This window comes from Helicobacter burdigaliensis (assembly GCF_003670295.1).
GTDB classification, from domain to species: Bacteria; Campylobacterota; Campylobacteria; order Campylobacterales; family Helicobacteraceae; genus Helicobacter_D; species Helicobacter_D burdigaliensis.
The window spans coordinates 51,780-76,353 of sequence record NZ_QXJG01000004.1; the positions used below are offsets into that span (position 1 = coordinate 51,780).

Below are 24,574 nucleotides of genomic sequence, written 5' to 3' on the forward strand. Positions count from 1 at the left end.
CAAAAGTTGCGATGGAATTGTAGAAAATGTTACGATTCTTAATTTTAAAATTGGTAAAAATAGTGTAGTATAACGGCTATTTAACTTAAAATTTTAGGAGAAGCTTATGGCTAAGGAAAAATTTAACAGAGGAAATAAACCTCACGTAAATGTTGGTACAATTGGGCATGTTGACCATGGTAAGACAACTTTAAGTGCTGCAATTTCTGCTGTTCTATCACAAAAGGGTTTAGCAGAATTGAAAGATTATGATAATATCGATAATGCTCCTGAAGAGAAAGAGCGCGGTATTACAATTGCAACTTCACACATTGAGTATGAAACAGAGAAAAGACACTACGCACATGTAGATTGTCCTGGACACGCTGACTATGTTAAAAATATGATTACAGGTGCTGCTCAAATGGATGGAGCGATTCTAGTAGTTTCTGCAGCAGATGGTCCTATGCCTCAAACAAGAGAGCATATTCTATTATCACGCCAAGTAGGTGTTCCCTATATCGTTGTTTTTATGAATAAGCAAGATATGGTAGATGATGCAGAACTTTTAGAGTTAGTAGAAATGGAAATTAGAGAACTTCTATCCAGCTATGATTTCCCAGGTGATGATACTCCAATCGTTGCAGGTTCAGCTTTAAAAGCATTGGAAGAAGCTAAAGCAGGTAATCTAGGTGAGTGGAGTGATAAAATCATGAAGCTAATGGATGCGGTAGATGAGTATATCCCAACTCCAGTGCGTGAAACAGATAAAACTTTCTTGATGCCTATTGAAGATGTTTTCTCAATCGCAGGTCGTGGAACTGTTGTTACAGGAAGAATTGAAAGAGGTATCGTAAAAGTAGGTGATGAGATCGAGATCGTAGGTATCAAAGACACTCAAAAAACAACTGTAACAGGTGTTGAGATGTTTAGAAAAGAGCTTGATCAAGGTGAAGCAGGTGATAATGTTGGGGTTCTTTTAAGAGGAACAAAGAAAGAAGAAGTAGAAAGAGGTATGGTATTATGTAAGCCAGGCTCAATCACTCCACATAAAAAATTTGAAGGTGAAATCTATGTTCTATCAAAAGAGGAAGGTGGAAGACATACTCCATTCTTTAATGGTTATAGACCACAATTCTATGTAAGAACAACAGATATTACAGGTTCAATCCAATTACCAGAAGGTACAGAAATGGTTATGCCAGGTGATAATATTAAAATCACAGTTGAGTTAATCAACCCAATCGCGCTAGAAGAGGGAACACGCTTTGCTATCCGTGAAGGTGGTAGAACTGTTGGTGCGGGTGTTGTTACAAAGATTATTGAATAGGCTAAGTTATGGCAAAAGGTAATCGTGTAAAAATTGGACTCAAATGTTCTGAATGCGGTGACATTAATTACAGTACTGTAAAAAATGCTAAAACCCAAACAGAGAAACTGGAGCTAAAAAAGTTCTGCCCAAGGTTAAATAAACATACAATTCACAAAGAAGTGAAACTTAAGAGCTAAAAGAGTTTATCTCTTTTGGCTTTCATTATATAGGTCAGTAGCTCCAATGGTAGAGCGTCGGTCTCCAAAACCGAGTGTTGGGGGTTCGAGTCCCTCCTGGCCTGCCATTTTTGGAATAAAGAGAGACAAATAAAGTTATGAAAAAACTAATCACTTATTATAGATTATCCAAAGAAGAACTATCAAAAGTAATCTTCCCTACAAAAGAACAAGTAAGAAATGCTTTTATTTCAGTTGTTGTGGTTGTAACGGTTGTAGCTCTATTTTTAGCATTGGTTGGTTTTATTCTTGGAAGTTTTGTTTCAAACATTTTATAAAATAGGATTTGTCTATGGCTTTGTATTGGTATGCGATTCAAACATATTTTGGTAGTGAGCAAGCTGTAAAGCGAGGTATTGAAAATCTTGTAAAAGAACATCATTTGCAAGAAAGACTTACGGACATTGTTGTGCCTACTGAAGATATTATTGAAGTAAAGAACAACAAAAAAAAGATTAGTGAAAGAAGTCTATATCCTGGTTATGTTTTTATCAAAGTAGATCTTGATACGCAATTGTGGCATACCATTCAATCTTTACCAAAAGTTAGTCGCTTTATTGGTGAAGCAAAAAAACCAACGCCTTTAAGTGAAGCGGATATTAATCATATCATTGAAAAAGTTCAAAATCGTGCAGCTCCTAAACCAAAGATTATTTTTGAAGCAGGAGAAGTTGTAAGGATTATAGAAGGTCCTTTTGCAAACTTTACAGGAACGGTTGAAGAATATGATATGGAGCATAGAAAGCTAAAGCTAAATGTGTCTATTTTTGGTCGAAGCACACCTATTGAAATACTTTATTCACAAGTGGAAAAAATAGTTTAACAACTAATAAAAACAAGGATAAGTTATGGCAAAGAAAATAATTGGCGAACTTAAGCTCCAAATCCCTGCAGGAAAAGCAAATCCATCTCCACCCGTAGGTCCAGCATTAGGTCAGCGTGGTGTAAATATTATGGAATTTTGTAAAGCTTTTAATGAAAAAACAAAAGATATGGGGAATTTTAATATTCCTGTAATTATTACAGTTTATCAAGATAAGAGCTTTACATTTATTACTAAAAAGCCACCTGTTACAGATTTGATTAAAAAAGCAGCAGGTATTCAAAAAGGTTCTGATAATCCTCTAAAAAATAAAGTAGGTAAGCTTACAAAAGCTCAAATTTTGGAGATTGTTAAAACAAAGATGGATGATTTGAATGCAAATTCTGAAGAAGCAGCAATGAAAATTGTTGAAGGAAGTGCTCGCAGTATGGGCATTGAAGTTGTAGATTAAAAAGACGCGTTGGAGTATAAATATGGCAAAAAAATTAACAAAAAGAATGCAAAATCTATTAAATAAAGTAGATTGCAAAAAAATATACGATATTACAACCGCTTCTGCAACTGTAAAATCTCTAGCATCTGCTAAGTTTGATGAAACAGTTGAGGTGGCATTAAGTTTAGGAGTAGATCCAAGACATGCTGATCAGATGATTCGTGGAGCTGTTGTATTGCCTAATGGAACAGGTAAAAGCGTTCGTGTTGCGGTTTTTGCAAAAGGTGTGAAAGCAGATGAAGCAAAAGCAGCAGGTGCAGATGTTGTAGGAGATGATGATTTAGCAGATCAAATTAAAGCAGGTGATTTGAATTTTGATATGGTGATTGCAACTCCAGATATGATGGCGCTAGTGGGTAAAGTAGGTAGAATTTTAGGCCCTAAAGGTTTAATGCCAAACCCAAAAACAGGCACTGTTACTATGGATATTACAAAAGCCGTAAGCAATGCAAAAAGTGGTCAAGTAAATTATCGTGTAGATAAAAAGGGTATTATCCATGCTCCAGTTGGTAAAGCAAGCTTTGATGCTAAAAAGCTAGAGGAAAATATCATTGCCCTTGTTAAAAATATCAATAAGCAAAAACCAGCAAGTGCAAAAGGAAAATATATTAAAAATGCTACACTATCATTAACTATGAGTCCTTCATTAACTTTGGATACTCAAGAGTTAATTGATATGAAATAATTTATTCTTGTTTTTATCTTAGACTAATGACTATGGGGGCTTAAGCTTAAAATCTACCCTATATAAGTCTTTCGTCTGAAAGGAGGTTAAAATGACTAAACAACAAAAAACAGCTTTGATTGAAGCTTTAAGTGCAGAATTTAAGAATGCTAAAGCTATTGCAGTATGTGATTATAAAGGTTTAAGCGTTAAAGAGCTTGAAAGCCTAAGAGCAAATGCAAGAAATAGCGATTCTAAAGTGCAAGTTATTAAAAATACACTCGCATCAATTGCATTGAAAAATTCTGGAATTGAAGGCTTAGAGTTTAAAGAAAACAACATTTTTGTTTGGGGTGAAGATCAAATTTCTTTAGCAAAAACAATTTGTAAATTTTCTCAATCAGTTGGCGGAAAACTTGTGATTAAGACAGGTTATTTTGAAGGTGAAATTGTTGATGCTAAGCATATTGATGCGGTTTCTAAACTTCCTTCAAAAGAAGAGCTTATTGGAATGTTGTTGTCCGTTTGGACTGCCCCTGCTCGTTACTTTGTTACAGGGTTGGATAATTTGCGCAAACAAAAAGAAGAAGCGTAAGACAAATTAAATTATTTTAGGAGATTTGATATGGCAATCACAAAAGAAGAGGTTTTAGAATATATTGGCAATCTTTCAGTTATGGAACTTTCAGAGCTTGTAAAAGCTTTTGAAGAGAAATTTGGCGTTTCTGCTGCTCCAACAGTAGTTGCAGGAGCTGTTGCTGCAGGTGGTGGAGCAGCTGCTGAAGAAAAAACAGAATTTGATATTATTCTTACAGATAGCGGAGATAAGAAAATCAATGTTATTAAAGTAGTAAGAGAAGTAACAGGACTTGGATTAAAAGAAGCAAAAGATGCAGTTGAGCAAACTCCATTTACTGTTAAAGAGGGCGTTAAGAAAGAAGACGCAGATGCAATTAAAGCAAAATTTGAAGAAGCAGGTGCTAAAGTCGATATTAAATAATTTAAGAGGGCATTGCCCTCTTTTTCATTTTTCTTCCAAAATTCTACAATTATAGAGGTAAAAGATATGCCAGTAAGTTTAAAATCCGGAAATAGATTAAGAGTTGATTTTACTAAGATTCCTCAAAATATCGCAGTTCCAAATTTGTTGCAATTGCAAAGAAGCAGTTATGAAACTTTTTTAAGAGCAGATAATGAGGGTGATTCAGGAATTGAGAAAGTTTTTAAATCTATTTTTCCTATTCATGATGTTCAAAATAGAATTAGCCTAGAGTATGCAGGTTGTGAGTATGGCAAACCGCGATATACCGTTAGAGAGGCTATGGAGAGAGGTTTAACTTATTCAATCCCTTTAAAAATTAAAATCCGTTTAGTGCTTTGGGAGAGAGATGAAAAGACTGGAGAAAAGTTAGGCGTTAAGGATATTAAAGAGCAAAGCATTTTTGTGCGTGAGATTCCTTTGATGACAGATAGAACAAGTTTTATTATTAATGGAGTTGAAAGAGTTGTTGTAAATCAGCTTCATAGAAGTCCTGGGGTTATCTTTAAAGAAGAAGAATCTGCTACCACTTCAAACAAGCTTGTTTATACGGGACAAATTATCCCGGATCGTGGTTCTTGGCTTTATTTTGAATACGATGCTAAAGATACACTATTTGTAAGGGTAAATAAAAGAAGAAAAGTTCCTGTAACTATTCTTTTTAGAGCTTTAGGATATTCTAAGCAAGATATTTTAAAAATGTTCTACCCTCTTGTAAATATTAAATCTAAAGGCGGTAAATATTATATTCCTTTTGATCCAGAAGAGTTTATTGGGCGTGTAGAATTTGACTTAAAAGATGCCAAAGGGAATCTGCTTGTAGCAGCAGGTAAGCGTCTAACAGCTAAGAAAGCAAAGGCTCTCAAAGAAGAAAAAATTAACCTCATTGAATATCCTGAAGAAATTCTTACAAGTCGTTATTTAGCAGAACCAATTGTAGATGAAAAAAGTGGAGAAGTGCTTTTTGACACACTTACTCTTTTAGAAGATGGTAAGCTTAAAAAGTTAGCAGAACTTGGAATTTCTGAATTTACCATTGCAAACGATTTGGCAAGTGGTTTAGATGCTTCTATTATCAATGCTTTTATCGCAGATGCAGAATCTTTAAAACTTCTAAAACAAACAGAAAAAATTGATGATGAAAATGACTTAGCAACTATTCGTATCTATAAAGTAATGCGTCCAGGTGAGCCAGTTACTAAAGAGGCTGCTAAGCAGTTTGTGCAACAGCTTTTCTTTGATCCTGAAAGATATGATTTAACGCGTGTTGGGCGTATGAAGATGAATCATAAGCTTGATATTAATGTTCCACATTATGTAACGGTTTTAACCCATGAAGACATCATTAAAACTGTGCAATATTTAATCCATGTAAAAAATGGGCAAGGAACGATTGATGATAGAGATCATTTAGGAAATAGAAGAATTAGAGCCATTGGAGAACTTTTGGCAAATGAGCTTCATACGGGGCTTGTAAAAATGCAAAAAGCAATCCGTGATAAGCTTTCTACTATTAGCACCGGTTTAGAAGAGCTTATGCCTCATGATCTAGTAAATTCTAAAATGATTACAGGAACAATTTTAGAGTTTTTCACAGGCGGACAACTTTCACAATTTATGGATCAAACCAACCCACTTTCAGAAGTAACACATAAAAGAAGACTATCCGCACTGGGTGAGGGTGGTTTAGTAAAAGAAAGAGCAGGGTTTGAAGTGCGTGATGTGCATCCAACACATTATGGAAGAATCTGTCCTATTGAAACTCCAGAAGGGCAAAATATTGGTTTGATCAATACGCTTTCAACTTATGCGAAAGTAAATGAGCTAGGTTTTATTGAAGCTCCTTATAGAAAAGTAGTGAATAAAAAAGTAACCGATGAAATTGTGTATCTTACAGCCACTCAAGAAGAGGGTGCAGTAATAGCTCCTGCAAGCACGATTTTGACAAGTGATAACACAATCAAAGAAGAAGTGATTGAAGTTAGAAAAGATGGCGAAATTATCCTTATGGAATCTTCTAAAGTGGATTTGATTGACCTTAGTCCAAGAATGGTTGTAGGTGTTGCTGCTTCTCTTATTCCGTTTTTAGAGAGAGATGATGCAAACAGAGCCTTAATGGGTTCTAACATGCAACGTCAAGCAGTGCCGCTTTTATGTCCGGATGCACCCGTAGTAGGAACAGGTTTAGAAAAGATCGTTGCAAGGGATTCTTGGGAAGCTGTTAAAGCAGAAAGAGGTGGAATTGTAGAAAAAGTTGATGCAAAAAATATTTATATTTTAGGTGAAGATGAGAGTGGAGCATTTATTGATCACTACTCTTTACAAAAAAACTTACGCACTAACCAAAACACCTCTTTTTCACAAAAGCCTATTGTAAAAGCAGGAGATAAAGTAGAAACGGGCGAAGTGATTGCTGATGGTCCTAATATGGATCAAGGTGAATTAGCTTTAGGGAAAAACATTCGTGTAGCCTTTATGCCATGGAATGGATATAATTTTGAAGATGCGATTGTTGTCAGTGAGAAGCTTATTAGAAATGATGCCTTTACTTCTATTCATATCTATGAGAAAGAAATTGAAGCAAGAGAGCTAAAACATGGAGTAGAGGAAATTACAAGAGATATTCCAAATATCCGTGAAGAGGAATTAGCACATCTTGATGAGAGTGGTATTGTAAGAATTGGAACCTATGTAAGCGGTGGAATGATTTTGGTGGGTAAAGCTTCTCCAAAAGGTGAAGTGAAGCCAACCCCAGAAGAAAGACTTTTGAGAGCTATTTTTGGGGAGAAAGCAGGACATGTTGTAAATAAATCTCTTTATTGTCCGCCAAGCTTAGAGGGAACAGTTGTAGATGTAAAAATCTTTACAAAAAAAGGATACGATAAAGATAAAAGGGCAGTAGCTGCTTATGAAGAAGAAAAAGCAAGATTAGATTTAGAACACCATGATAAGCTTTTGATGTTAGATAGAGAAGAAAACCTAAGAATCGGTTCTATTTTAGCAAAAGAAAAATTAATTGCAGATGCAAAAATAGGAGATGTAGAATACAAAAAAGGAAGTGTAATTCCTAAAGAAGAATTAGAAAAAGTTAATCGTTTTGCACTTGGAACTTTAATGAAAAGCTATCCAAAAGAAGTGCAAAGTAAGTATGATGCACTAAAGGCTAATTTCTTAGAGCAAAAGAAAAGTCTAAGTCAAGAGCATGAAGAAAAGCTATCTATCATTGAAAAAGACGATATTTTGCCAAGTGGTGTTGTTAAGCTTGTAAAAATCTATGTAGCTACTAAGCGTAAGCTAAAAGTAGGGGATAAGATGGCAGGACGCCATGGAAATAAGGGTATTGTTTCTAATATTGTTCCTGAAGTGGATATGCCTTATACTAAAGATGGACGCCCAGTGGAAATTGTTTTAAATCCATTAGGTGTTCCTAGCCGTATGAATATCGGACAGATTTTGGAAGTGCATTTAGGTTTAGTTGGAAAGCAATTAGGCGAGCAGATTTCTGATGTTTTTGAAGCAGAAAAGGAAAAATGGTTGGGCGAGCTTAGAAGTAGAATGCTAGAAATTGCAGAAACTTCAGGTATGAAGAGCGCAAAAGCATTTTTAGAGAGCCTTAGCGATGAAGAACTGCTTGTGTATGCTAGAGATTGGAGTAAGGGTGTTAAATTTGCTACTCCTGTATTTGAGAGTGCAAATGAAGAGGAGTTTGCTAAACTCTTTAAACTTGCAAAAATTGATTCTGATGGTAAGACAGAGCTTTATGATGGACGCACAGGCGAGAAAATGATGGAGCGTGTAAATGTGGGCTATATGTATATGTTAAAGCTCCACCACCTTGTAGATGAAAAAGTGCATGCAAGAAGCACAGGACCTTACAGCTTAGTAACGCAACAGCCAGTAGGTGGTAAAGCACTCTTTGGTGGGCAAAGATTTGGTGAGATGGAAGTATGGGCACTAGAAGCTTATGGAGCTGCACATACACTAAAAGAGATGCTTACTATAAAGTCAGATGATGTTGAAGGGCGTGTGAAAGCTTATAAAGCAATTACAAGAGGAGAGCAAGTTAAAGAATCAGAAATCCCAGAAACTTTCTATGTTCTAACAAAAGAATTGCAAAGCTTGGCCTTAGATGTAAATGTGTTTGCTAAAAATGAAGAAGGTGTTGAAGAGCCAGTTGTTATCAAAGAAGATGAGCGTCCAAGTGACTTTAATGCATTCCAGCTTTTGCTTGCTAGTCCAGAAAAGATTAGAAGTTGGAGTAATGGAGAGGTTAAAAAGCCAGAAACAATTAATTATAGGACTTTAAAGCCAGAAAGAGACGGATTATTCTGCGCAAAAATCTTTGGACCTGTAAGAGATTATGAATGCCTTTGTGGTAAATACAAAAAAATGCGTTACAAAGGTGTAGTATGTGAAAAATGTGGTGTAGAGGTAACAAGTTCTAAGGTTAGAAGATCTAGAATGGGGCATATCGAGCTTGTAACGCCTGTAGCGCATATTTGGTATGTAAATTCTCTTCCTAGCAGAATTGGAACACTACTTGGTGTTAAAATGAAAGATTTAGAAAGAGTGCTTTATTATGAAGCATATATTGTAAAAGAAGCAGGAGAGGCTTTCTATGATAATGAGGGAACTAAACCTGTTGCAAAATTTGATGTTTTAAATGAAGAGCAATACCAAAGTCTTTCACAAAGATTTGAGCATACAGGTTTTGTAGCACAAATGGGTGGAGAAGCAATCAAAGATTTATTAGAAGAGTTAGATTTAGTGGAGTTAATTTCACAATTAAAAGAGATTATTAACTCTACAAATTCAGAAGCTAAGAAAAAGACTATTATTAAGCGTCTAAAAGTTGTAGAAAGCTTTGTGGTTTCAGGGGGACAAAACCGCCCAGAATGGATGATGCTAACTGTTTTACCAGTGCTTCCGCCTGATTTAAGACCACTTGTGGCCTTAGATGGTGGAAAGTTTGCAGTAAGTGATGTGAATGATCTTTATAGAAGAGTAATTAATAGAAACCAAAGATTAAAACGCCTTATTGAGCTTGATGCACCAGAGATTATTGTAAGAAATGAAAAAAGAATGCTACAAGAAGCTGTGGATGCACTCTTTGATAATGGAAGAAATGCAAATGCAGTTAAGGGAGCAAATAAACGCCCACTTAAATCTCTTTCAGAAATTATTAAAGGGAAGCAGGGAAGATTCCGTCAAAACCTACTTGGTAAGAGGGTGGATTTCTCAGGAAGAAGTGTTATTGTTGTAGGACCAAATTTGAGAATGGATGAGTGTGGATTGCCTAAAAATATGGCATTAGAACTCTTTAAGCCACATATTTTGGCAAAATTAGAAGAGAAGGGGTATGCCACAACTTTAAAACAAGCTAAAAAAATGATAGAGCAAAAGAGCAATGAAGTTTGGGAATGCTTGCAAGAAGTAGTTGCGGGTTATCCAGTAATGCTAAACCGCGCACCGACATTGCATAAGCAATCCATTCAAGCATTCCATCCAAAACTCATTGATGGAAAGGCTATCCAGTTGCATCCTCTTGTTTGTGCTGCATTTAATGCGGACTTTGATGGGGATCAAATGGCTGTGCATGTTCCTCTTTCACAAGAGGCTATTACAGAATGTAAGCTTTTAATGCTAAGTTCTATGAATATCTTGCTTCCAGCAAGTGGTAAGGCAGTAACAGTGCCTAGCCAAGATATGGTTTTAGGACTTTACTATCTTTCATTAGAAAAAGATGAGAGCAAGGGTGAGCATAAGCTTTTCTCTAATATTGATCAAATTTATATTGCACTTGAAGAGGGTGTTGTAGAAATTAGCACAAAAGTTAGAGCATTTGTAGAAGGAAGAATCATCAATACAACAGTGGGAAGAATGATTTTGAAATCTATCTTGCCAGATTTTGTTCCTATGAATTTATGGAATAAAGTCTTAAAGAAAAAAGATATTGCTACCTTAATTGATTATGTTTATAAAGAAGGAGGCGTTGGAATTACAGCAAGCTTCTTAGATAATCTTAAAAATTTAGGTTTTAAATATGCTACAAAAGCGGGTATTTCAATTTCGGTATCAGATATTATTGTGCCAGATAGCAAGAATAAGGTTATTGAAAGCGCTAAGAAAAAGGTAAAAGATATTCAATCACAATTTGGTGCAGGTTTATTAACCGAACAAGAAAGATACAATAAGATTATTGATGTTTGGACAGATACGAGCAATACTCTTGGTAATGAGATGATGAAGCTTATTGAGAATGATAAAGCAGGATTTAACTCTATTTATATGATGGCAGATTCAGGCGCTAGAGGTAGTGCAGGGCAGATTAGACAGCTTTCAGCTATGAGAGGTTTGATGGCAAAGCCAGATGGAACAATTATTGAAACACCTATTACTTCTAACTTTAAAGAAGGGCTTAATGTATTAGAGTATTTCATCTCTACGCATGGTGCTAGAAAGGGTCTAGCAGATACAGCGCTTAAAACTGCAAATGCGGGTTATCTAACAAGAAAGCTTATTGATGTAAGCCAAAATGTTAAGATTGTAGCCGATGATTGTGGAACAAATGAGGGGATTGAAATCACTGATATAACAGTGGGTAGTGAGCTTATTGAGCCATTAGAAGAGAGAATCTTTGGACGCGTTGTGGCTGAAAATGTAATTGATCCTATTACTAATGAAGTGTTGATAGCTGAAGGCACAATGGTAGATGAAGAAAAAGCTAGAAAAGTTAAAGAAGCAGGAGTTAAAGCTGTTATTATTAGAACTCCTGTAACTTGTAAAGCAGAAAAAGGTGTATGCGCTAAGTGCTATGGACTAAACTTAGGAGAGGCTAGAATCTCTAAAATTGGTGAGGCAGTAGGGGTTGTGGCAGCACAATCTATTGGTGAGCCAGGAACACAGCTAACACTTAGGACATTCCATATTGGTGGAACAGCAAGTAGAAGCCAAGAAGAAAGACAAGTTATTGCTGATAAAGAAGGATTTATCCGCTATTATAATGTAAAAACTTATAAAAATAGAGAGGGTAAAACTATCATTTCTAATAGAAGAAATGCGGCAATTTTACTTGTTGAGCCAAAGATTAAAGCTCCATTTGAAGGAGAATTAAAAGTAGATGTAGTGCATGATGAAGTGATTATCTCAGTAGTAGGTAAAAAAGAAACTGCTAAATTTACTTTAAGAAAGAGCGATGTAGCTAAGCCTAATGAATTAGCAGGTGTAACAGGTAAAATTGAGGGTAAATACTACATTCCTTATCCTAGCGGACATTATGTAAGAGATGAGGGAAGTATTGTAGATATTATTAAAGATAGCTGGAATATTCCTAATCGTATTTCTTATGCAAGTGAATTAAAAGTAGAGGATAATGCACCTATTACACAAAAAATCTATGCTAAGGGCGAGGGTATTGTAAAATACTACTATCTAAATGGAGATCACTTAGAGCGTTACCATGATGTGAAAAAAGGTGTTAAAGTTACTGAAAAAGGGCTATTTGCAGTCGTGGCTGATGAATATGATCAAGAAGCAGCAAGACATTATATTGCAAGAGATTCTATTATTGAAGTAGAAGATAATCAAAAAGTAGAGAAAAATACTCTTATTGCAAGACCGATGAGCGATGAGCATATTGTAATTGCTGATTGGGATCCTTATTCAAATCCAATCATTGCAGAAGAGCAAGGAACGATTAAGTTTGAAGATATTATCCCGGGTCTTACAGTATCTGAACAAACTGATGAGCTAACAGGACAAACAAGACTTGTGGTGAATGAATATGTTGCAAGCTCTTATAAACCTACTTTGGTGCTCTCAACAAATAAAGGCGGGTTAATCCGTTATGCGTTAGAGCCAAAAACTGCAATTTTTGTAGATGATGGTGCAAAAGTGGAGATGGCTGATATTTTAGCAAAAACTCCTAAAGCCCTTGCAAAATCAAAAGATATTACAGGGGGTCTTCCAAGAGTTTCTGAGCTATTTGAAGCTAGAAAACCAAAAGATCCTGCAGTATTAGCAGAGCTAGATGGAATCGTAAGCTTTGGAAAAGCCATTAGAGGTAAAGAACGCATTATGATTACTGCAAATGATGGTAGGGTAGCAGAATATTCCATTGATAAATCTAAGCAGATTTTAGTGCATGAGGGAGAATTCGTGCATGCGGGTGAGGCAATTACAGATGGAGTGATTGCAAGTCAAGATATTCTAAGAATCGGTGGTGAAAAAGAGCTTTATAAATACATTGTAAGCGAAGTGCAACAAGTGTATAGAAGACAAGGTGTTAGCATTGCTGATAAGCATATTGAGATTATCGTTTCGCAAATGTTAAGACAAGTTAAAATCTATGATAGTGGTAATACTAAATTTATTGAAGGAGATTTAGTAAGCAAACGCCACTTTAAAGAAGAGAATGCAAGAATTATTAGAATGGGTGGAGTGCCAGCGATTGCAGAGCCAGTATTACTCGGTATTACGCGTGCTGCAATTGGAAGTGATTCTGTGATTTCTGCAGCTTCTTTCCAAGAAACAACAAAAGTTCTAACAGAAGCAAGTATTGCAGCCAAAACAGATCATTTAGAAGACTTAAAAGAAAATATTGTTTTAGGTCGTATGATACCGGTTGGAACGGGAATCTACAAAGGCAAAAAGGTTAAAATCAAGGAGAATTAAGGTTAGTTAAACCTTAATTTAAGCAGAATCAAAGTGGATTTTCCATATAATCCGCTTCATTTTCTCTATTAAAATTATTTAGGAAGGAACAAAAAGTGCCAACAATTAATCAGTTGATTAGAAAAGAACGAAAGAAAGTTATTAAAAAATCAAAATCCCCTGCTTTGGTGGTTTGTCCGCAAAGAAGAGGAGTTTGTACGCGTGTTTATACCACAACACCTAAAAAACCTAACTCAGCGTTAAGAAAGGTTGCTAAGGTTAGATTGACAAGTGGTTTTGAAGTAATTAGTTATATCCCAGGTGAAGGGCATAACTTACAAGAACACTCCATTGTATTGATTCGTGGTGGTAGGGTAAAAGACTTACCGGGTGTTAAATATCATATTATCCGTGGTGCGCTAGATACTGCAGGTGTAGCAAAAAGAACTGTTTCACGCAGTAAGTATGGTGCGAAAAAAGCCAAGGGCGATTCTAAAAAGTAAGTGAGGTAACAGATGAGAAGAAGAAAAGCTCCCCAAAGAGAAGTATTAGGAGATCCAATTTATAACAATATCGTTGTAACAAAGTTTATCAATAAAATGATGTATGATGGTAAAAAGAGTGTAGCTGAGAAAATCATTTATGCTACATTTGATAAAATTGAAGAAAAAACAAAAGAAAAAGGCATTGAAACTTTTGAAAAAGCACTGGAAAAAGTTAAGCCTTTAGTGGAAGTTAGAAGCAGACGCGTAGGTGGTGCTACTTATCAAGTTCCTGTGGAAGTGCGTCCTGCAAGACAACAGTCTTTATCGATTAGATGGCTTTTAGATTCTGCTAGAAAAAGAAATGAGCGCACAATGGTTGAAAGGCTAGCAAATGAGCTTATTGATGCAGCAAATGAGAGAGGTGCGGCATATAAGAAAAAAGAAGATGTGCATAAAATGGCAGAAGCTAATAAAGCATTTGCACACTATCGTTGGTAATTTTATAATGTATCAAAGGGATTCTATTTATTTCCCTTTTACATTTTCTACAATTTCTTTTAAATCTCAAATTATATTTATCCCAAAGGATTAAAAATGGCAAGAAAAACCCCATTAAATAAAATTAGAAATATTGGTATTGCAGCCCACATTGATGCTGGTAAGACAACAACATCTGAAAGAATTTTGTTTTATACAGGTGTGAGCCACAAGATTGGTGAGGTGCATGATGGTGCAGCGACAATGGACTGGATGGAGCAAGAAAAAGAGAGAGGTATCACAATTACTTCAGCTGCGACAACTTGTTTTTGGAAAGATTATCAAATCAATCTAATTGACACCCCCGGACACGTGGATTTTACTATTGAAGTTGAAAGATCTATGCGTGTTTTAGATGGTGCAGTTGCTGTGTTTTGTTCTGTAGGTGGTGTGCAACCTCAAAGTGAAACCGTTTGGAGACAAGCAAATAAATATGGTGTTCCAAGAATCGTTTTTGTAAATAAAATGGATAGAATTGGTGCAAATTTCTATAATGTAGAATCTCAAATTGCAAATAGACTTAAAGCTAAGCCAGTGCCTTTGGTGATTCCTATTGGTGCAGAAGATAGCTTCAAGGGCGTGGTAGATCTTATCACTATGAAAGCAATCGTATGGAATGATGAATCAATGGGTGCAAAATATGACATTGAAGAGATTCCAGCTGATTTGGTAGAAAAGGCTAATGAATATAGAGAGAAGCTTGTAGAGGCAGTTGCAGAACTTGATGAAGCAACTATGGAAAAATATCTTGGTGGAGAAGATCTAAGCGTAGAAGAGATTAAAGCAGGAATTAAAAAGGGTTGTTTATCCATGGAAATGATTCCTATGCTTTGTGGTTCAAGCTTTAAAAATAAAGGTGTGCAAACATTGCTTGATGCGGTTGTAGAATATTTACCAGCTCCAACAGAGGTTGCTGATATTCGCGGTGTAGATCCAAAAGATGAGGAAAAAGAAATTAGCGTTAAATCTACGGATGATGGTGAGTTTGCAGGTTTAGCATTTAAGATTATGACAGACCCATTTGTAGGGCAGCTAACTTTCGTGCGTGCTTATCGTGGTATGTTAGAATCTGGAAGCTATGTGCTTAACTCTACTAAAGGCAAAAAAGAAAGAGTGGGAAGACTTCTTAAAATGCACTCTAACAAAAGAGAAGATATTAAAGAAGTGTATGCAGGGGAGATTTGTGCATTTGTTGGATTAAAAGATACGCTAACAGGGGATACTCTATGTTCTGAAAAAGATCCAGTGATTTTAGAGAGAATGGAGTTCCCAGATCCAGTTATTTCTATCGCAGTGGAGCCAAAAACAAAAGCAGATCAAGAAAAAATGGCACTTGCTTTAGCAAAACTAGCTGAAGAAGATCCAAGCTTTAGAGTGCATACGGATGAAGAATCAGGACAAACAATTATTTCAGGTATGGGTGAGCTTCATTTGGAGATTATTGTAGATAGATTAAAAAGAGAATTTAAAGTAGAAGCAGAAGTAGGACAACCACAAGTTGCATTCCGTGAGACTATCCGCCAAAGTGTAGAGCAAGAGTGCAAATATGCTAAGCAATCAGGTGGTAGAGGACAATATGGACATGTATTTATTAAGATTGAACCTCAAGAGCCGGGCAAAGGATATGAGTTTGTTAATAATATCTCTGGGGGTGTTATTCCTAAAGAGTATATTCCAGCAGTTGATAAGGGTATCCAAGAGGCAATGCAAAATGGTGTATTAGCAGGTTATCCAGTTGTGGATTTCAAAGTTACACTTTTTGATGGTAGCTACCATGATGTGGATTCAAGTGAGATGGCGTTTAAAATTGCAGGTTCTATGGCATTTAAAGATGCTTGTAGAAAAGCAGGAGCTGTATTGCTAGAGCCTATGATGAAAGTTGAAGTTGAAGTTCCTGAAGAGTATATGGGTGATGTAATCGGGGATCTAAATAGAAGAAGAGGACAAATCAATTCAATGGATGATAGAATGGGATTAAAAATCGTAAATGCTTTTGTTCCACTTGCAGAAATGTTTGGTTATTCTACAGATCTTCGCTCTGCTACACAAGGTAGGGGAACTTATACTATGGAATTTGATCACTATGGTGAAGTTCCGGGCAATATCTCAAAAGAGATTATGGAGAAAAGAAACGGCTAAATAAGCTTATAAAGAGGAGATTCTCCTCTTTATAGAAAAACTTCTATTTTTAACTGCATTTATAAATAATCTTAAGCTTTGTATATTTTGTCCGATTTATTATGGAAACTATAAGGATAATCCATGATAAGAGCTATTCATCTAAATTCCACAAATATTTTGGATACCCCAAATAAAGCAAGTAGTGGGGCAAATATCCTTTCAAATCAAGAAGAAATAGAAAGTAATAATGTCATAAATGCTAATGAAGTTTTTAGGATATTTTCAAAGTTATTTGAAAAGTTAGTGGGGGATATTCCTATGCTTGAAGGTTCTATTAGAGATCAAATTTTAAAAGGAAAGAAAGGGGAGAGTGAGCTAAAATCTCTTCAAAAATGGATGGATGAAAATAGAGCAGATATGGTTTGGTTAGAAATGAATGGGGAGAATAATATAAGAGCGATAGAGGAGATTTATCGCACCAGTAAAAGTATAGGAGAGTTTAAAAGCGCCTATTTAGAACTTCAAGAAAAACACGATAATTATTCTAAAGAATTAGCAAGTAAAAATAAAGAAATGCTAGAAGAGGAAATGCAAGAGGCAAAAGAACAATATGAAGTGCAAAAAGAGAGGAAAAAGCCATTTAAGCCCATACAGGGTAAAAGTGAGAGTGAAACTTATAAAGAAGAAATAAATTTAAGTTTTTGGGAGCAATTTATAAAAACACAAAGAGAAAAAGGGGTGGATATTTTAGGGCTTTTAGAAAGATTGCAAAATAGAGGGCTAGATATTAAAGCTTGATAGTTTGAAAATATTGAGATATTTTAATAAGACATTTTTTGTAAGTTTTTAATGTGATTAAATATTTGATATATGAAATTTGACTTTTAATAAAAGTGGCTTTTTAAGCTAACAAGGCTATTAAACAATAATAAATTTAGATATTGCTTGAATTTTGATGATTATTTAGAATTATTAGGCGGTTTTAGGGAATTGTAATCCCACGGAGTCCCGCAAACTCCTTATTTTAGTCCCTTATTAAATTACTTTAAAAGATATTAGCATATTTTTTGGTATTTTTTACTTAAATACCCTCATAAACCCTCTTAAATACTTGCTTTTTAAAGAGACTATTGTAGCATAAAGTAATTTAACAAGGGACTAAAACATAATTTCTCTTTTTCTAAAACCTCACCGCTATTGTAGCATAAAGTAATTTAACAAGGGACTAAAACTGGTTGATAGTCGTAATCGAAGTAAATACCATTGTAGCATAAAGTAATTTAACAAGGGACTAAAACTCAAGGAATTTAACTACTTTATAAACTGAAATTGTAGCATAAAGTAATTTAACAAGGGACTAAAACTTATTTGTGTGATAATAAATATTTAGCTCTATTGTAGCATAAAGTAATTTAACAAGGGACTAAAACTTTATTCTTGTAATTATGATTGTTTCTGCAATTGTAGCATAAAGTAATTTAACAAGGGACTAAAACTTTTTACATTCTCTTATCCCTGCTTCTTCAATTGTAGCATAAAGTAATTTAGATTAATTTGTGTAAAAAAGTAAAATTATAAGGTAAAATGGCATTTTAGAATGAAAATTACCCCTTGTTTTATATAATCAATAAAAGTTATGTATAATTATTAAACTAAATATAAAAAGGATTGAGGAAATGAAGATTTTGGGTTTTGATATAGGGGTTAGTTCTATTGGGTGGGCTTTTGTAGAGGATAATAAATTACAAGATTGTGGGGTTAGAATCTTTACTCAAGCAGAAAATCCTAAAAATAAAGAATCGTTAGCATTACCAAGGCGCAATGCAAGAAGCACTAGACGCAGATTAAGCAGAAGAAGTGCAAGAATGAGAGCTATGAAGCACATTCTGTCTAGTGAATTTGGGTTAAAATATGAAGATTATATTGCAGAAGATGGGGTATTACCCAAAGCCTTTAAAGGAAAATTAATAAGTCCCTACGAATTGCGTTATAAGGCAATAAACGAAGCTTTAAGCAAAGAGGAATTAGCAAGAGTAATTTTACACATTGCAAAGCATAGAGGTTATATTGCTAAAAACTCTAAAAATACAAATATAAACGAAAAAGGTAAAATTTTAAAAGCCTTAAAGGATAATGGAGAAAAATTAAAAAACTATAGAAGTGTGGGAGAGTATTTTTATAAAGAATTTTTTGAAAAAATGAGAGAAAATAGCAATAATTTTCAAAATATTCGCAATAAAAATAACTCTTATGCAAATTGTGTTCTAGCAAGTGATTTGGAAGAAGAGTTGAAGCTTATTTTTAAAAAACAAAATGAGTTTGGTATGAAACTCTCTAAGAAATTTATAGACAATGTTATTAATATAGCCTTTTTTCAGCGTCCTTTAAAAGATTTTTCGCAAAGTGTTGGAGTTTGCACATTTTTTGAAAATGAAAAAAGGGCACCTAAAAATTCTTATAGTGCTTGGGAGTTTGTTGCTTTAAGTAAGATTGTTAATGAATTTTATTCTATTAAAAATAATTATGGAATAATTTTTAATAAAGAAGTGCTTTTAGAAGTATTAAATCATATTTTAAAAAAAGGAAATATTACTTACACCAAATTAAGGCAGATTATTAAATTAGAGGATGGCGCATCTTTTAAATCTTTAAAATACAATAAAGAAAATGCAGAAAGTAAGAAATTTGTAGAATTTAAAAAGCTAAGTGAATTTAATAAAGCTTTGGGGGAACATTCTTTAACAAGGGAAAATTTAGATGAAATTTCTAAAGATATTACTTTAATTAAAGATGAAAGTAAATTGAAAGAAAAATTGCAAAATTATCCTTTAACTCAAGCTCAACTTGAAGCTTTAGTGCAACTTGATTTTAAAGAACATATTAATCTTAGCTTTAAGGCCTTAAACTTAATTATTCCTCTAATGAAAGAATTAAAAAGATATGATGAAGCATGTCTTGAGCTTGGATTAAAGAAAAAAGAAAATACAATGCAACATAAATTATTGCCCCCATTTTGTGAAACTCTTTATGCGGAAGAAATTAATAATCCTGTAGTTTTGCGAGTTATTAAGGAATATAGAAAAGTATTAAATGCTTTAATAAAAAAATATGGTTTGGTGCATAAGATTCATATAGAGTTTGCTAGGGAAGTTGGGGTTAGCAAGGAGATAAGAAATAAAATAGAAAAAGAACAACAAGAAAATGCTGAACTTAATAAATGGGCTGAAGAACAATGCGTAAAATTAGAAATAAAATCAAGTTCTAAAAATAAATTAAAATTAAAACTATGGAAAGAGCAAAAAGAATTTTGTGCTTATAGTGGCAAAAAAATTACTCTTAAAGATTTGCAAGATGAAAAGGCTTTAGAAATAGATCATATTTATCCTTATTCAAGGAGCTTTGATGATTCTTATAATAATAAAGTTTTAGTTTTTGTTAAAGAGAATCAAGAAAAGGGCAATAAAACCCCTTTTGAAGCTTTTGGGAGTAATAAAGCAAAATGGGAAGATATCAAAAGCGCTTCTTCTATACTTCCTTTTAAAAAACGCCAAAAAATTTTAGATGAAAAATTTATAGATAAAGTGCAAAAGGATTTTATTGCTAGAAATTTAAATGATACTAGATATGCAACCACTCTTATAAGTAAATATACCAAAGAATATTTGGAGTTTTTACCTCTGCAAGAAGGGGAAAACAAGCAAAGTGGAGATAAAGGCAGTAAAATACATGTGCAAGCAACCAATGGAACACTTACGGCGACCTTAAGACATTTTTTGGGATTTGGTTCAAAGAATAGAAAGGGGCATTTACATCATGGGCTTGATGCTGTGATTATTGCTTATAGCACAAGCTCAATGATTCAAGCATTTTCACAATTTAAAAAAGAACAAGAACTTTTAAAATTAAAGATATTGGCAAACAAAATAGATAAAGAGCAATATAAAATAAAGCAAAAGTTTTTTGATCCTTTTGAAAAAGGGTTTAGAGATGAAATATTGTCTAAAGTTAATGCAATTTTTGTTTCTAAGCCACCAAGAAAGAAAACAAGAGGTGCTTTGCATGAAGAAACTTTTTGTGCTAAAGAAAAATTTCTTAAGCTTTATGGGGGAGAAGAGGGGCTTAAAAAGGCATTAGAATATGGCAAAGTTAGAAAAATTGGAGAAAATAAATATGTAAGCAATGGGGATATGATTAGGGTAGATATTTTTAAGCATAAAAAGAGCAATAAATTTTATGGAGTGCCTATTTATACAATGGATTTTGCTTTAGGGGTTCTTCCAAATAGGGCAGTTGTGAGTGGTAAAAAAGATGGAATTATTAAAGATTGGTTAGAAATGGACGAAAATTTTGAGTTTTGTTTTTCTTTGTATAAAGATGATTTATTGCTTTTAAAAAAGAAAGGAATGCAAGAGGCTGAATTTGTCTATTATGTGAGTTTTAATGTCAGTTCAGTATCAATAAGGATAGCAAAACATGATAATCAAAGTGAAAACTTGAGTGATAATCAAAAACAATTATTTACAAAACTTGAAAAAGATAAGGTAGAGACAGAAGGGATTGGCATACAAAATTTAGAGGTTTTTGAAAAATATATTGTTAGTCCTTTAGGAGAAAAATTTAAAGCACAATTTGCACCGCGTGAAATGATGAAAAAGAAATAAAATGGGATTTGATGAAGCTTTTAAAAGTGTTTTGATTGCAAATGAAGCAAAGCTTAATCTATATTCTAATCATCTTGTAGTCAGACAAGAAGAATTTGAAGCAAAAATTTATTTAAAAGATATCAATTTTATTATTTTAGAATCTATGCAAATAAATCTCACATCAAATTTGCTGAGTGCCTTAGCAAAAAATAAAATCATTCTCTTAACCTGTGATGAAACACATTGTATAAATGGTGTATTTTCTCCTTATCTTGGGCATTTTCAAAGTGCCAAAATTGCTAAAATGCAAATTGCTGTGAGGGAGCAGACTAAGGCTATTTTATGGCAAAAAATCATTAAAAACAAAATCAATAATCAAGCTTATGTTTTAGAAAATGCTAATAAGATTAGAGAAGCTAAGCAATTAAGAAAGCTTGCTAAAGAAGTTTTATTGAATGATAAAAGTAATATAGAGGCAACTGCAGCGGCTTTATATTTTAAAACCTTATTTGGTATAGGTTTTTCTAGGGATAGTTTGTGTTTGGAGAATTCTGCTCTTAATTATGGATATGCAATTGTTAGAGCTTGCATTATAAGAGCGGTTTGTATAAGTGGTTTGCTTCCTTGGAGTGGTATAAAACATGATAATGTTTATAATGCCTTTAGTTTATGTGATGATTTAATAGAGCCTTTTAGACCCATCGTTGATTTGAGTGTTTTAAGAAGAATGGAGTTTGAAAAAACAAAAGAGATTTGTGTGATATTAAATAAAGATTTCAAAAGAAACCTTATTAATAATTTGCAAAGGGAAGTTAGGATTAATGGTAAGGATTATCCACTTAATCGTGCAATTAATCAATATGTGCAGAATTTCAAGAATGCTTTATTTAATAAAGAGGAATTACGAGTGGTAGAATTTAATGATTGAAGACAAGTTTATGCGCGTTCTTTTAATGTTTGATATGCCAACTGTAACAAAACAAGAACAAAAATATGCTAACAAATTTAGGAAGAATCTGATTAAGCTTGGGTATTTTATGCTTCAATTTAGTGTGTATATGCGGATTACAAAAGGTATTGAATCTGCTAAAAATTCTATTGAGGCGGTAAAAAGAGAATTGCCTCCTTTTGGAAATATTAGAGCATTAATTGTTACAGAAAAGCAATTTGATAATATGCAATTACTTTTGGGTAATACAAGTTTTAATGAGGATATAAATCAGGATAAAAATTTGGCTTTATTTTGTATTGATAATAAAGGGGATTATCAATACAAACAAGATAAATATGGTAAAGATAAACCAAAAGAAACACAAAACAGAAAAGATAAATTTAAGCAACCAAAATTATTTGAATTTTAATGAAAGTCTTCTAAGGATTTATATTGCGGTTTTAGGGAATTGTAATCCTGCGGAGTCCCGCAAACTCCTTATTTTAGTCCCTTGTTGAATTGCTTTAAAAGATATTAGCATATTTTTTGGTATTTTTTACTTAAATACGCTCACAAACCCTCTTAAATACTTGTTTTTTTAAGAATCTATTGTAGCATAAAGTAATTTAACAAGGGACTAAAACCTTAGAAGCTTCTGCACCTAGCTTCATTACATTGTAGCATAAAGTAATTTAACAAGGGACTAAAACTTATTAGGGTGTGTCCTTAAAATAGGCAAAATTGTAGCATAAAGTAATTTAACAAGGGACTAAAACCCATACGCAAGAGATTACATTTAAAGCAAATATTGTAGCATAAAGTAATTTAACAAGGGACTAAAACTATAATTTGTATAGACTCTACTGCTGGCGAGATTGTAGCATAAAGTAATTTAATAAGAAAATAAAAACTTTTTGTGGTTGTGTTTTTATAATTCTTATTTCTTTGATTGTTTGCTAATCCTAAAACAACACCAATCCCAAGACTTCCTGCATTTTCCATTTTTAACCTTTTTTAAGTGTTTGTGTTTTAAAATTTTTGCATGAGTGAAAAATTCCCCTTAACAAAAAGAGACTATCTCTATTCATACGGCTTTATGGTTGCCTGTTATATTGGCATTTTTTATGTGGGCTATAATAATGAAATCTCTTTTTTGCCAATATTCTCGCAGTATTTTTAGCAACTTCAATCCTTATTCTCATAGGTTATTTAATTGGTTTATTACAGCTTATTCAAGGTTTATTTATGATAAGTTGCGAAATTTTATTTTTTATTTCAAGGCTTATTCGCAAGCTTTTTAAAAAACTTTTTAAACCCAAACAACAAGAGCCAAAAAACCTAGATGAAATTTTAAGTAACAAAACTAAAAGCTCTTAGACTTTAAGAGCTTCTTTGCATCTTTGTATTTTAGAAATTTATACTTTTACCCTAAGCAAAAACAATCTTTGCCACGCCCCCCTAAAAGAAAGGATAAATACAAACAAAGTTTAAGGGTTGAAGAGATTAGAGAGATTGTAAAAGTTTTAGAGGAAGAAAGAAGTCTATTAGGAGCTGAAGTGAATGTTGAAAGCATACTTGGAAATTGATGCCCCATCATTTGTTTGTTTTTTAAAAACAAAGTTTCAAATGATTATTGCCATATAACGAAAGTGCATAAACTAATTGCTTTTGTGTTGCATTTTTATATTTAGAATAATCAACTCTATTAACTCCTTTTGTCTTTTTAAAATTATAGCTAAAATTCCTTAGCCAATTCCCACAACTCGCAAATCATTCAAGCGTGGCTTAGCTTACATTCTTGTTGTGGGCTTGAAATTTTGTGCTAAAATTTACAAGCTAGAAAATTTTAACCAAGAACAAATTTTTGGTATAATCATCCGAAAAATAAGTAGGGGATAAAATGTTCCCTAGAAGGAAATTAATCAATGTATGCTGTTACTTGTGTTACAACCATACAAGCACTAGTAAAAACCTTGCCTTACTTCTCTATTTATGTTAAAGGTGTAAGAATGCTTAAGATTAAAGAAAACAATGATTTGATGTCTGCTGTTAAGGCTGTTTTGTGAAGTCAAAATTTTAAAAATAAAGGAAGTGAAATGAAAAAAGCAAAACAAAATATTACAAAAAAGAACAGTGAAGAGTATTTGTCAGAGAAAGAAGCCATTAAAAAAACCAGAGAAAAGATGAAAAAAGAGCTAAAAAAACCAGAGATAAGAGCAGTTTTTGAAAGACTAAGGGACAAATGAACTACATAGATTTAGAAACTGCCATTGAAATTCATAATGATATTATTGAAGAAATAGGCGGATTGGGTGGGTATAATGAAACACAAATAGGTTATTTAGCAAGTGTTTTAGAGCAAATAAAGAATGATGAATATTATCCCGCAATTACTGATAAAATTGCTCATTTAATGTTTTCTTGTATAAAGTTTCATCCATTTTTAGATGGCAATAAACGCACTTCCATATTTTTGGGAATGCATTTTTTAGACTTAGATAATAAATATAATGAGAAGTTTGCTGAAACTATGGAGGATGTTGTTGTGGGTGTTGCTGATGGTTCTGTTTCAAAAGAAGAATTAAATAAGATTTTGAAAAAATTTGTTAAAATAAATAGAAATCAAAATATGCTATAACATCAACGCTTTAGGCTTGCT

General features: G+C 33.5%; 21 protein-coding genes, 1 tRNA gene, 1 pseudogene and 1 CRISPR repeat array. Of the genes and pseudogenes, 22 read left to right on the forward strand and 1 reads right to left on the reverse strand.

The annotated features are described in order from the left end of the window. Positions 1 to 106: 106 nt before the first annotated feature. From tuf to cas2, 17 genes are all read left to right on the forward strand, one after another. Positions 107 to 1,309, forward strand: a complete 1,203-nt coding sequence (gene tuf / locus EBF09_RS03045) for an elongation factor Tu (protein ID WP_121763676.1) — start codon at positions 107 to 109, stop codon at positions 1,307 to 1,309. Between the two features lie 8 nt (positions 1,310 to 1,317). Continuing rightward, positions 1,318 to 1,488 (forward strand): 50S ribosomal protein L33, encoded by a 171-nt coding sequence (gene rpmG / locus EBF09_RS03050; protein WP_005021381.1) that lies wholly within the window; start codon positions 1,318 to 1,320, stop codon positions 1,486 to 1,488. A 31-nt stretch (positions 1,489 to 1,519) separates the two neighbouring features. Continuing rightward, a tRNA-Trp gene (locus EBF09_RS03055) sits at positions 1,520 to 1,595 on the forward strand. 30 nt (positions 1,596 to 1,625) lie between these two features. Beyond that, positions 1,626 to 1,805 (forward strand): preprotein translocase subunit SecE, encoded by a 180-nt coding sequence (gene secE / locus EBF09_RS03060; protein ID WP_111229134.1) that lies wholly within the window; start codon positions 1,626 to 1,628, stop codon positions 1,803 to 1,805. A gap of 20 nt (positions 1,806 to 1,825) precedes the next feature. Then, positions 1,826 to 2,350 carry a transcription termination/antitermination protein NusG gene (nusG, locus tag EBF09_RS03065; protein WP_198672524.1) on the forward strand — a complete coding sequence of 175 codons (525 nt, stop codon included), beginning with the start codon at positions 1,826 to 1,828 and terminating at the stop codon, positions 2,348 to 2,350. A gap of 25 nt (positions 2,351 to 2,375) precedes the next feature. Then, positions 2,376 to 2,801: a 50S ribosomal protein L11 gene (gene rplK, locus EBF09_RS03070; protein ID WP_121763678.1), complete on the forward strand. Its 426-nt coding sequence runs from the start codon at positions 2,376 to 2,378 to the stop codon at positions 2,799 to 2,801. 22 nt (positions 2,802 to 2,823) lie between these two features. Continuing rightward, the gene (gene rplA / locus EBF09_RS03075) at positions 2,824 to 3,528 is read left to right on the forward strand and encodes a 50S ribosomal protein L1 (protein WP_121763679.1); all 705 of its coding nucleotides are present in this window, start codon (positions 2,824 to 2,826) and stop codon (positions 3,526 to 3,528) included. A 91-nt stretch (positions 3,529 to 3,619) separates the two neighbouring features. Continuing rightward, positions 3,620 to 4,102 carry a 50S ribosomal protein L10 gene (gene rplJ, locus EBF09_RS03080; RefSeq protein ID WP_121763680.1) on the forward strand — a complete coding sequence of 161 codons (483 nt, stop codon included), beginning with the start codon at positions 3,620 to 3,622 and terminating at the stop codon, positions 4,100 to 4,102. A 30-nt stretch (positions 4,103 to 4,132) separates the two neighbouring features. Further along, a complete protein-coding gene (gene rplL, locus EBF09_RS03085; RefSeq protein ID WP_121763681.1) occupies positions 4,133 to 4,507 on the forward strand; it encodes a 50S ribosomal protein L7/L12 in 375 nt (124 codons plus the stop codon). Between the two features lie 66 nt (positions 4,508 to 4,573). Next, entirely contained in the window at positions 4,574 to 13,219 is an 8,646-nt protein-coding gene (locus tag EBF09_RS03090) for a DNA-directed RNA polymerase subunit beta/beta' (RefSeq protein WP_121763695.1), read from the forward strand. A 95-nt stretch (positions 13,220 to 13,314) separates the two neighbouring features. Next, entirely contained in the window at positions 13,315 to 13,701 is a 387-nt protein-coding gene (gene rpsL / locus EBF09_RS03095) for a 30S ribosomal protein S12 (RefSeq protein ID WP_111229141.1), read from the forward strand. A 12-nt stretch (positions 13,702 to 13,713) separates the two neighbouring features. Further along, on the forward strand, positions 13,714 to 14,181 hold the full coding sequence (rpsG, locus tag EBF09_RS03100; protein ID WP_111229142.1) for a 30S ribosomal protein S7: 468 nt from the start codon (positions 13,714 to 13,716) through the stop codon (positions 14,179 to 14,181). A gap of 96 nt (positions 14,182 to 14,277) precedes the next feature. Then, positions 14,278 to 16,359 (forward strand): elongation factor G, encoded by a 2,082-nt coding sequence (gene fusA, locus EBF09_RS03105; RefSeq protein WP_121763682.1) that lies wholly within the window; start codon positions 14,278 to 14,280, stop codon positions 16,357 to 16,359. Between the two features lie 123 nt (positions 16,360 to 16,482). After that, a complete protein-coding gene (locus tag EBF09_RS03110; protein ID WP_121763683.1) occupies positions 16,483 to 17,139 on the forward strand; it encodes a hypothetical protein in 657 nt (218 codons plus the stop codon). A 331-nt stretch (positions 17,140 to 17,470) separates the two neighbouring features. Beyond that, a CRISPR array of direct repeats spans positions 17,471 to 17,838; the repeat unit is 37 nt; unit sequence ATTGTAGCATAAAGTAATTTAACAAGGGACTAAAACT. Positions 17,839 to 18,017: 179 nt separating this feature from the next. After that, positions 18,018 to 21,002, forward strand: coding sequence for a type II CRISPR RNA-guided endonuclease Cas9 (gene cas9 / locus EBF09_RS03115; RefSeq protein WP_121763684.1), 2,985 nt, complete (start codon positions 18,018 to 18,020; stop codon positions 21,000 to 21,002). A gap of 1 nt (position 21,003) precedes the next feature. After that, positions 21,004 to 21,912, forward strand: coding sequence for a type II CRISPR-associated endonuclease Cas1 (gene cas1 / locus EBF09_RS03120; protein WP_121763685.1), 909 nt, complete (start codon positions 21,004 to 21,006; stop codon positions 21,910 to 21,912). After that, positions 21,905 to 22,345 (forward strand): CRISPR-associated endonuclease Cas2, encoded by a 441-nt coding sequence (cas2, locus tag EBF09_RS03125; RefSeq protein ID WP_111229147.1) that lies wholly within the window; start codon positions 21,905 to 21,907, stop codon positions 22,343 to 22,345. Before cas1 ends, cas2 begins: the two co-directional genes overlap by 8 nt. A gap of 395 nt (positions 22,346 to 22,740) precedes the next feature. On the opposite strand, the gene EBF09_RS09565 is transcribed toward cas2, so the two are convergent. Further along, a complete protein-coding gene (locus tag EBF09_RS09565; RefSeq protein WP_415578391.1) occupies positions 22,741 to 22,917 on the reverse strand; it encodes a hypothetical protein in 177 nt (58 codons plus the stop codon). Between the two features lie 243 nt (positions 22,918 to 23,160). On the opposite strand from EBF09_RS09565, the gene EBF09_RS09440 reads away from it, so the two are divergent. From EBF09_RS09440 to EBF09_RS03145, 5 genes and pseudogenes are all read left to right on the forward strand, one after another. After that, the gene (locus EBF09_RS09440) at positions 23,161 to 23,292 is read left to right on the forward strand and encodes a hypothetical protein (protein WP_269801077.1); all 132 of its coding nucleotides are present in this window, start codon (positions 23,161 to 23,163) and stop codon (positions 23,290 to 23,292) included. Between the two features lie 68 nt (positions 23,293 to 23,360). Continuing rightward, on the forward strand, positions 23,361 to 23,501 hold the full coding sequence (locus EBF09_RS03135) for a hypothetical protein (RefSeq protein ID WP_198672519.1): 141 nt from the start codon (positions 23,361 to 23,363) through the stop codon (positions 23,499 to 23,501). Positions 23,502 to 23,846: 345 nt separating this feature from the next. Beyond that, positions 23,847 to 23,981: pseudogene (locus EBF09_RS03140) on the forward strand (virulence factor); the annotation flags it as partial. 30 nt (positions 23,982 to 24,011) lie between these two features. Beyond that, entirely contained in the window at positions 24,012 to 24,161 is a 150-nt protein-coding gene (locus EBF09_RS09170) for a hypothetical protein (RefSeq protein ID WP_198672520.1), read from the forward strand. After that, positions 24,158 to 24,553: a type II toxin-antitoxin system death-on-curing family toxin gene (locus EBF09_RS03145; protein WP_121763687.1), complete on the forward strand. Its 396-nt coding sequence runs from the start codon at positions 24,158 to 24,160 to the stop codon at positions 24,551 to 24,553. The genes EBF09_RS09170 and EBF09_RS03145 overlap by 4 nt, the downstream gene beginning before the upstream one ends. Positions 24,554 to 24,574: the final 21 nt, after the last annotated feature.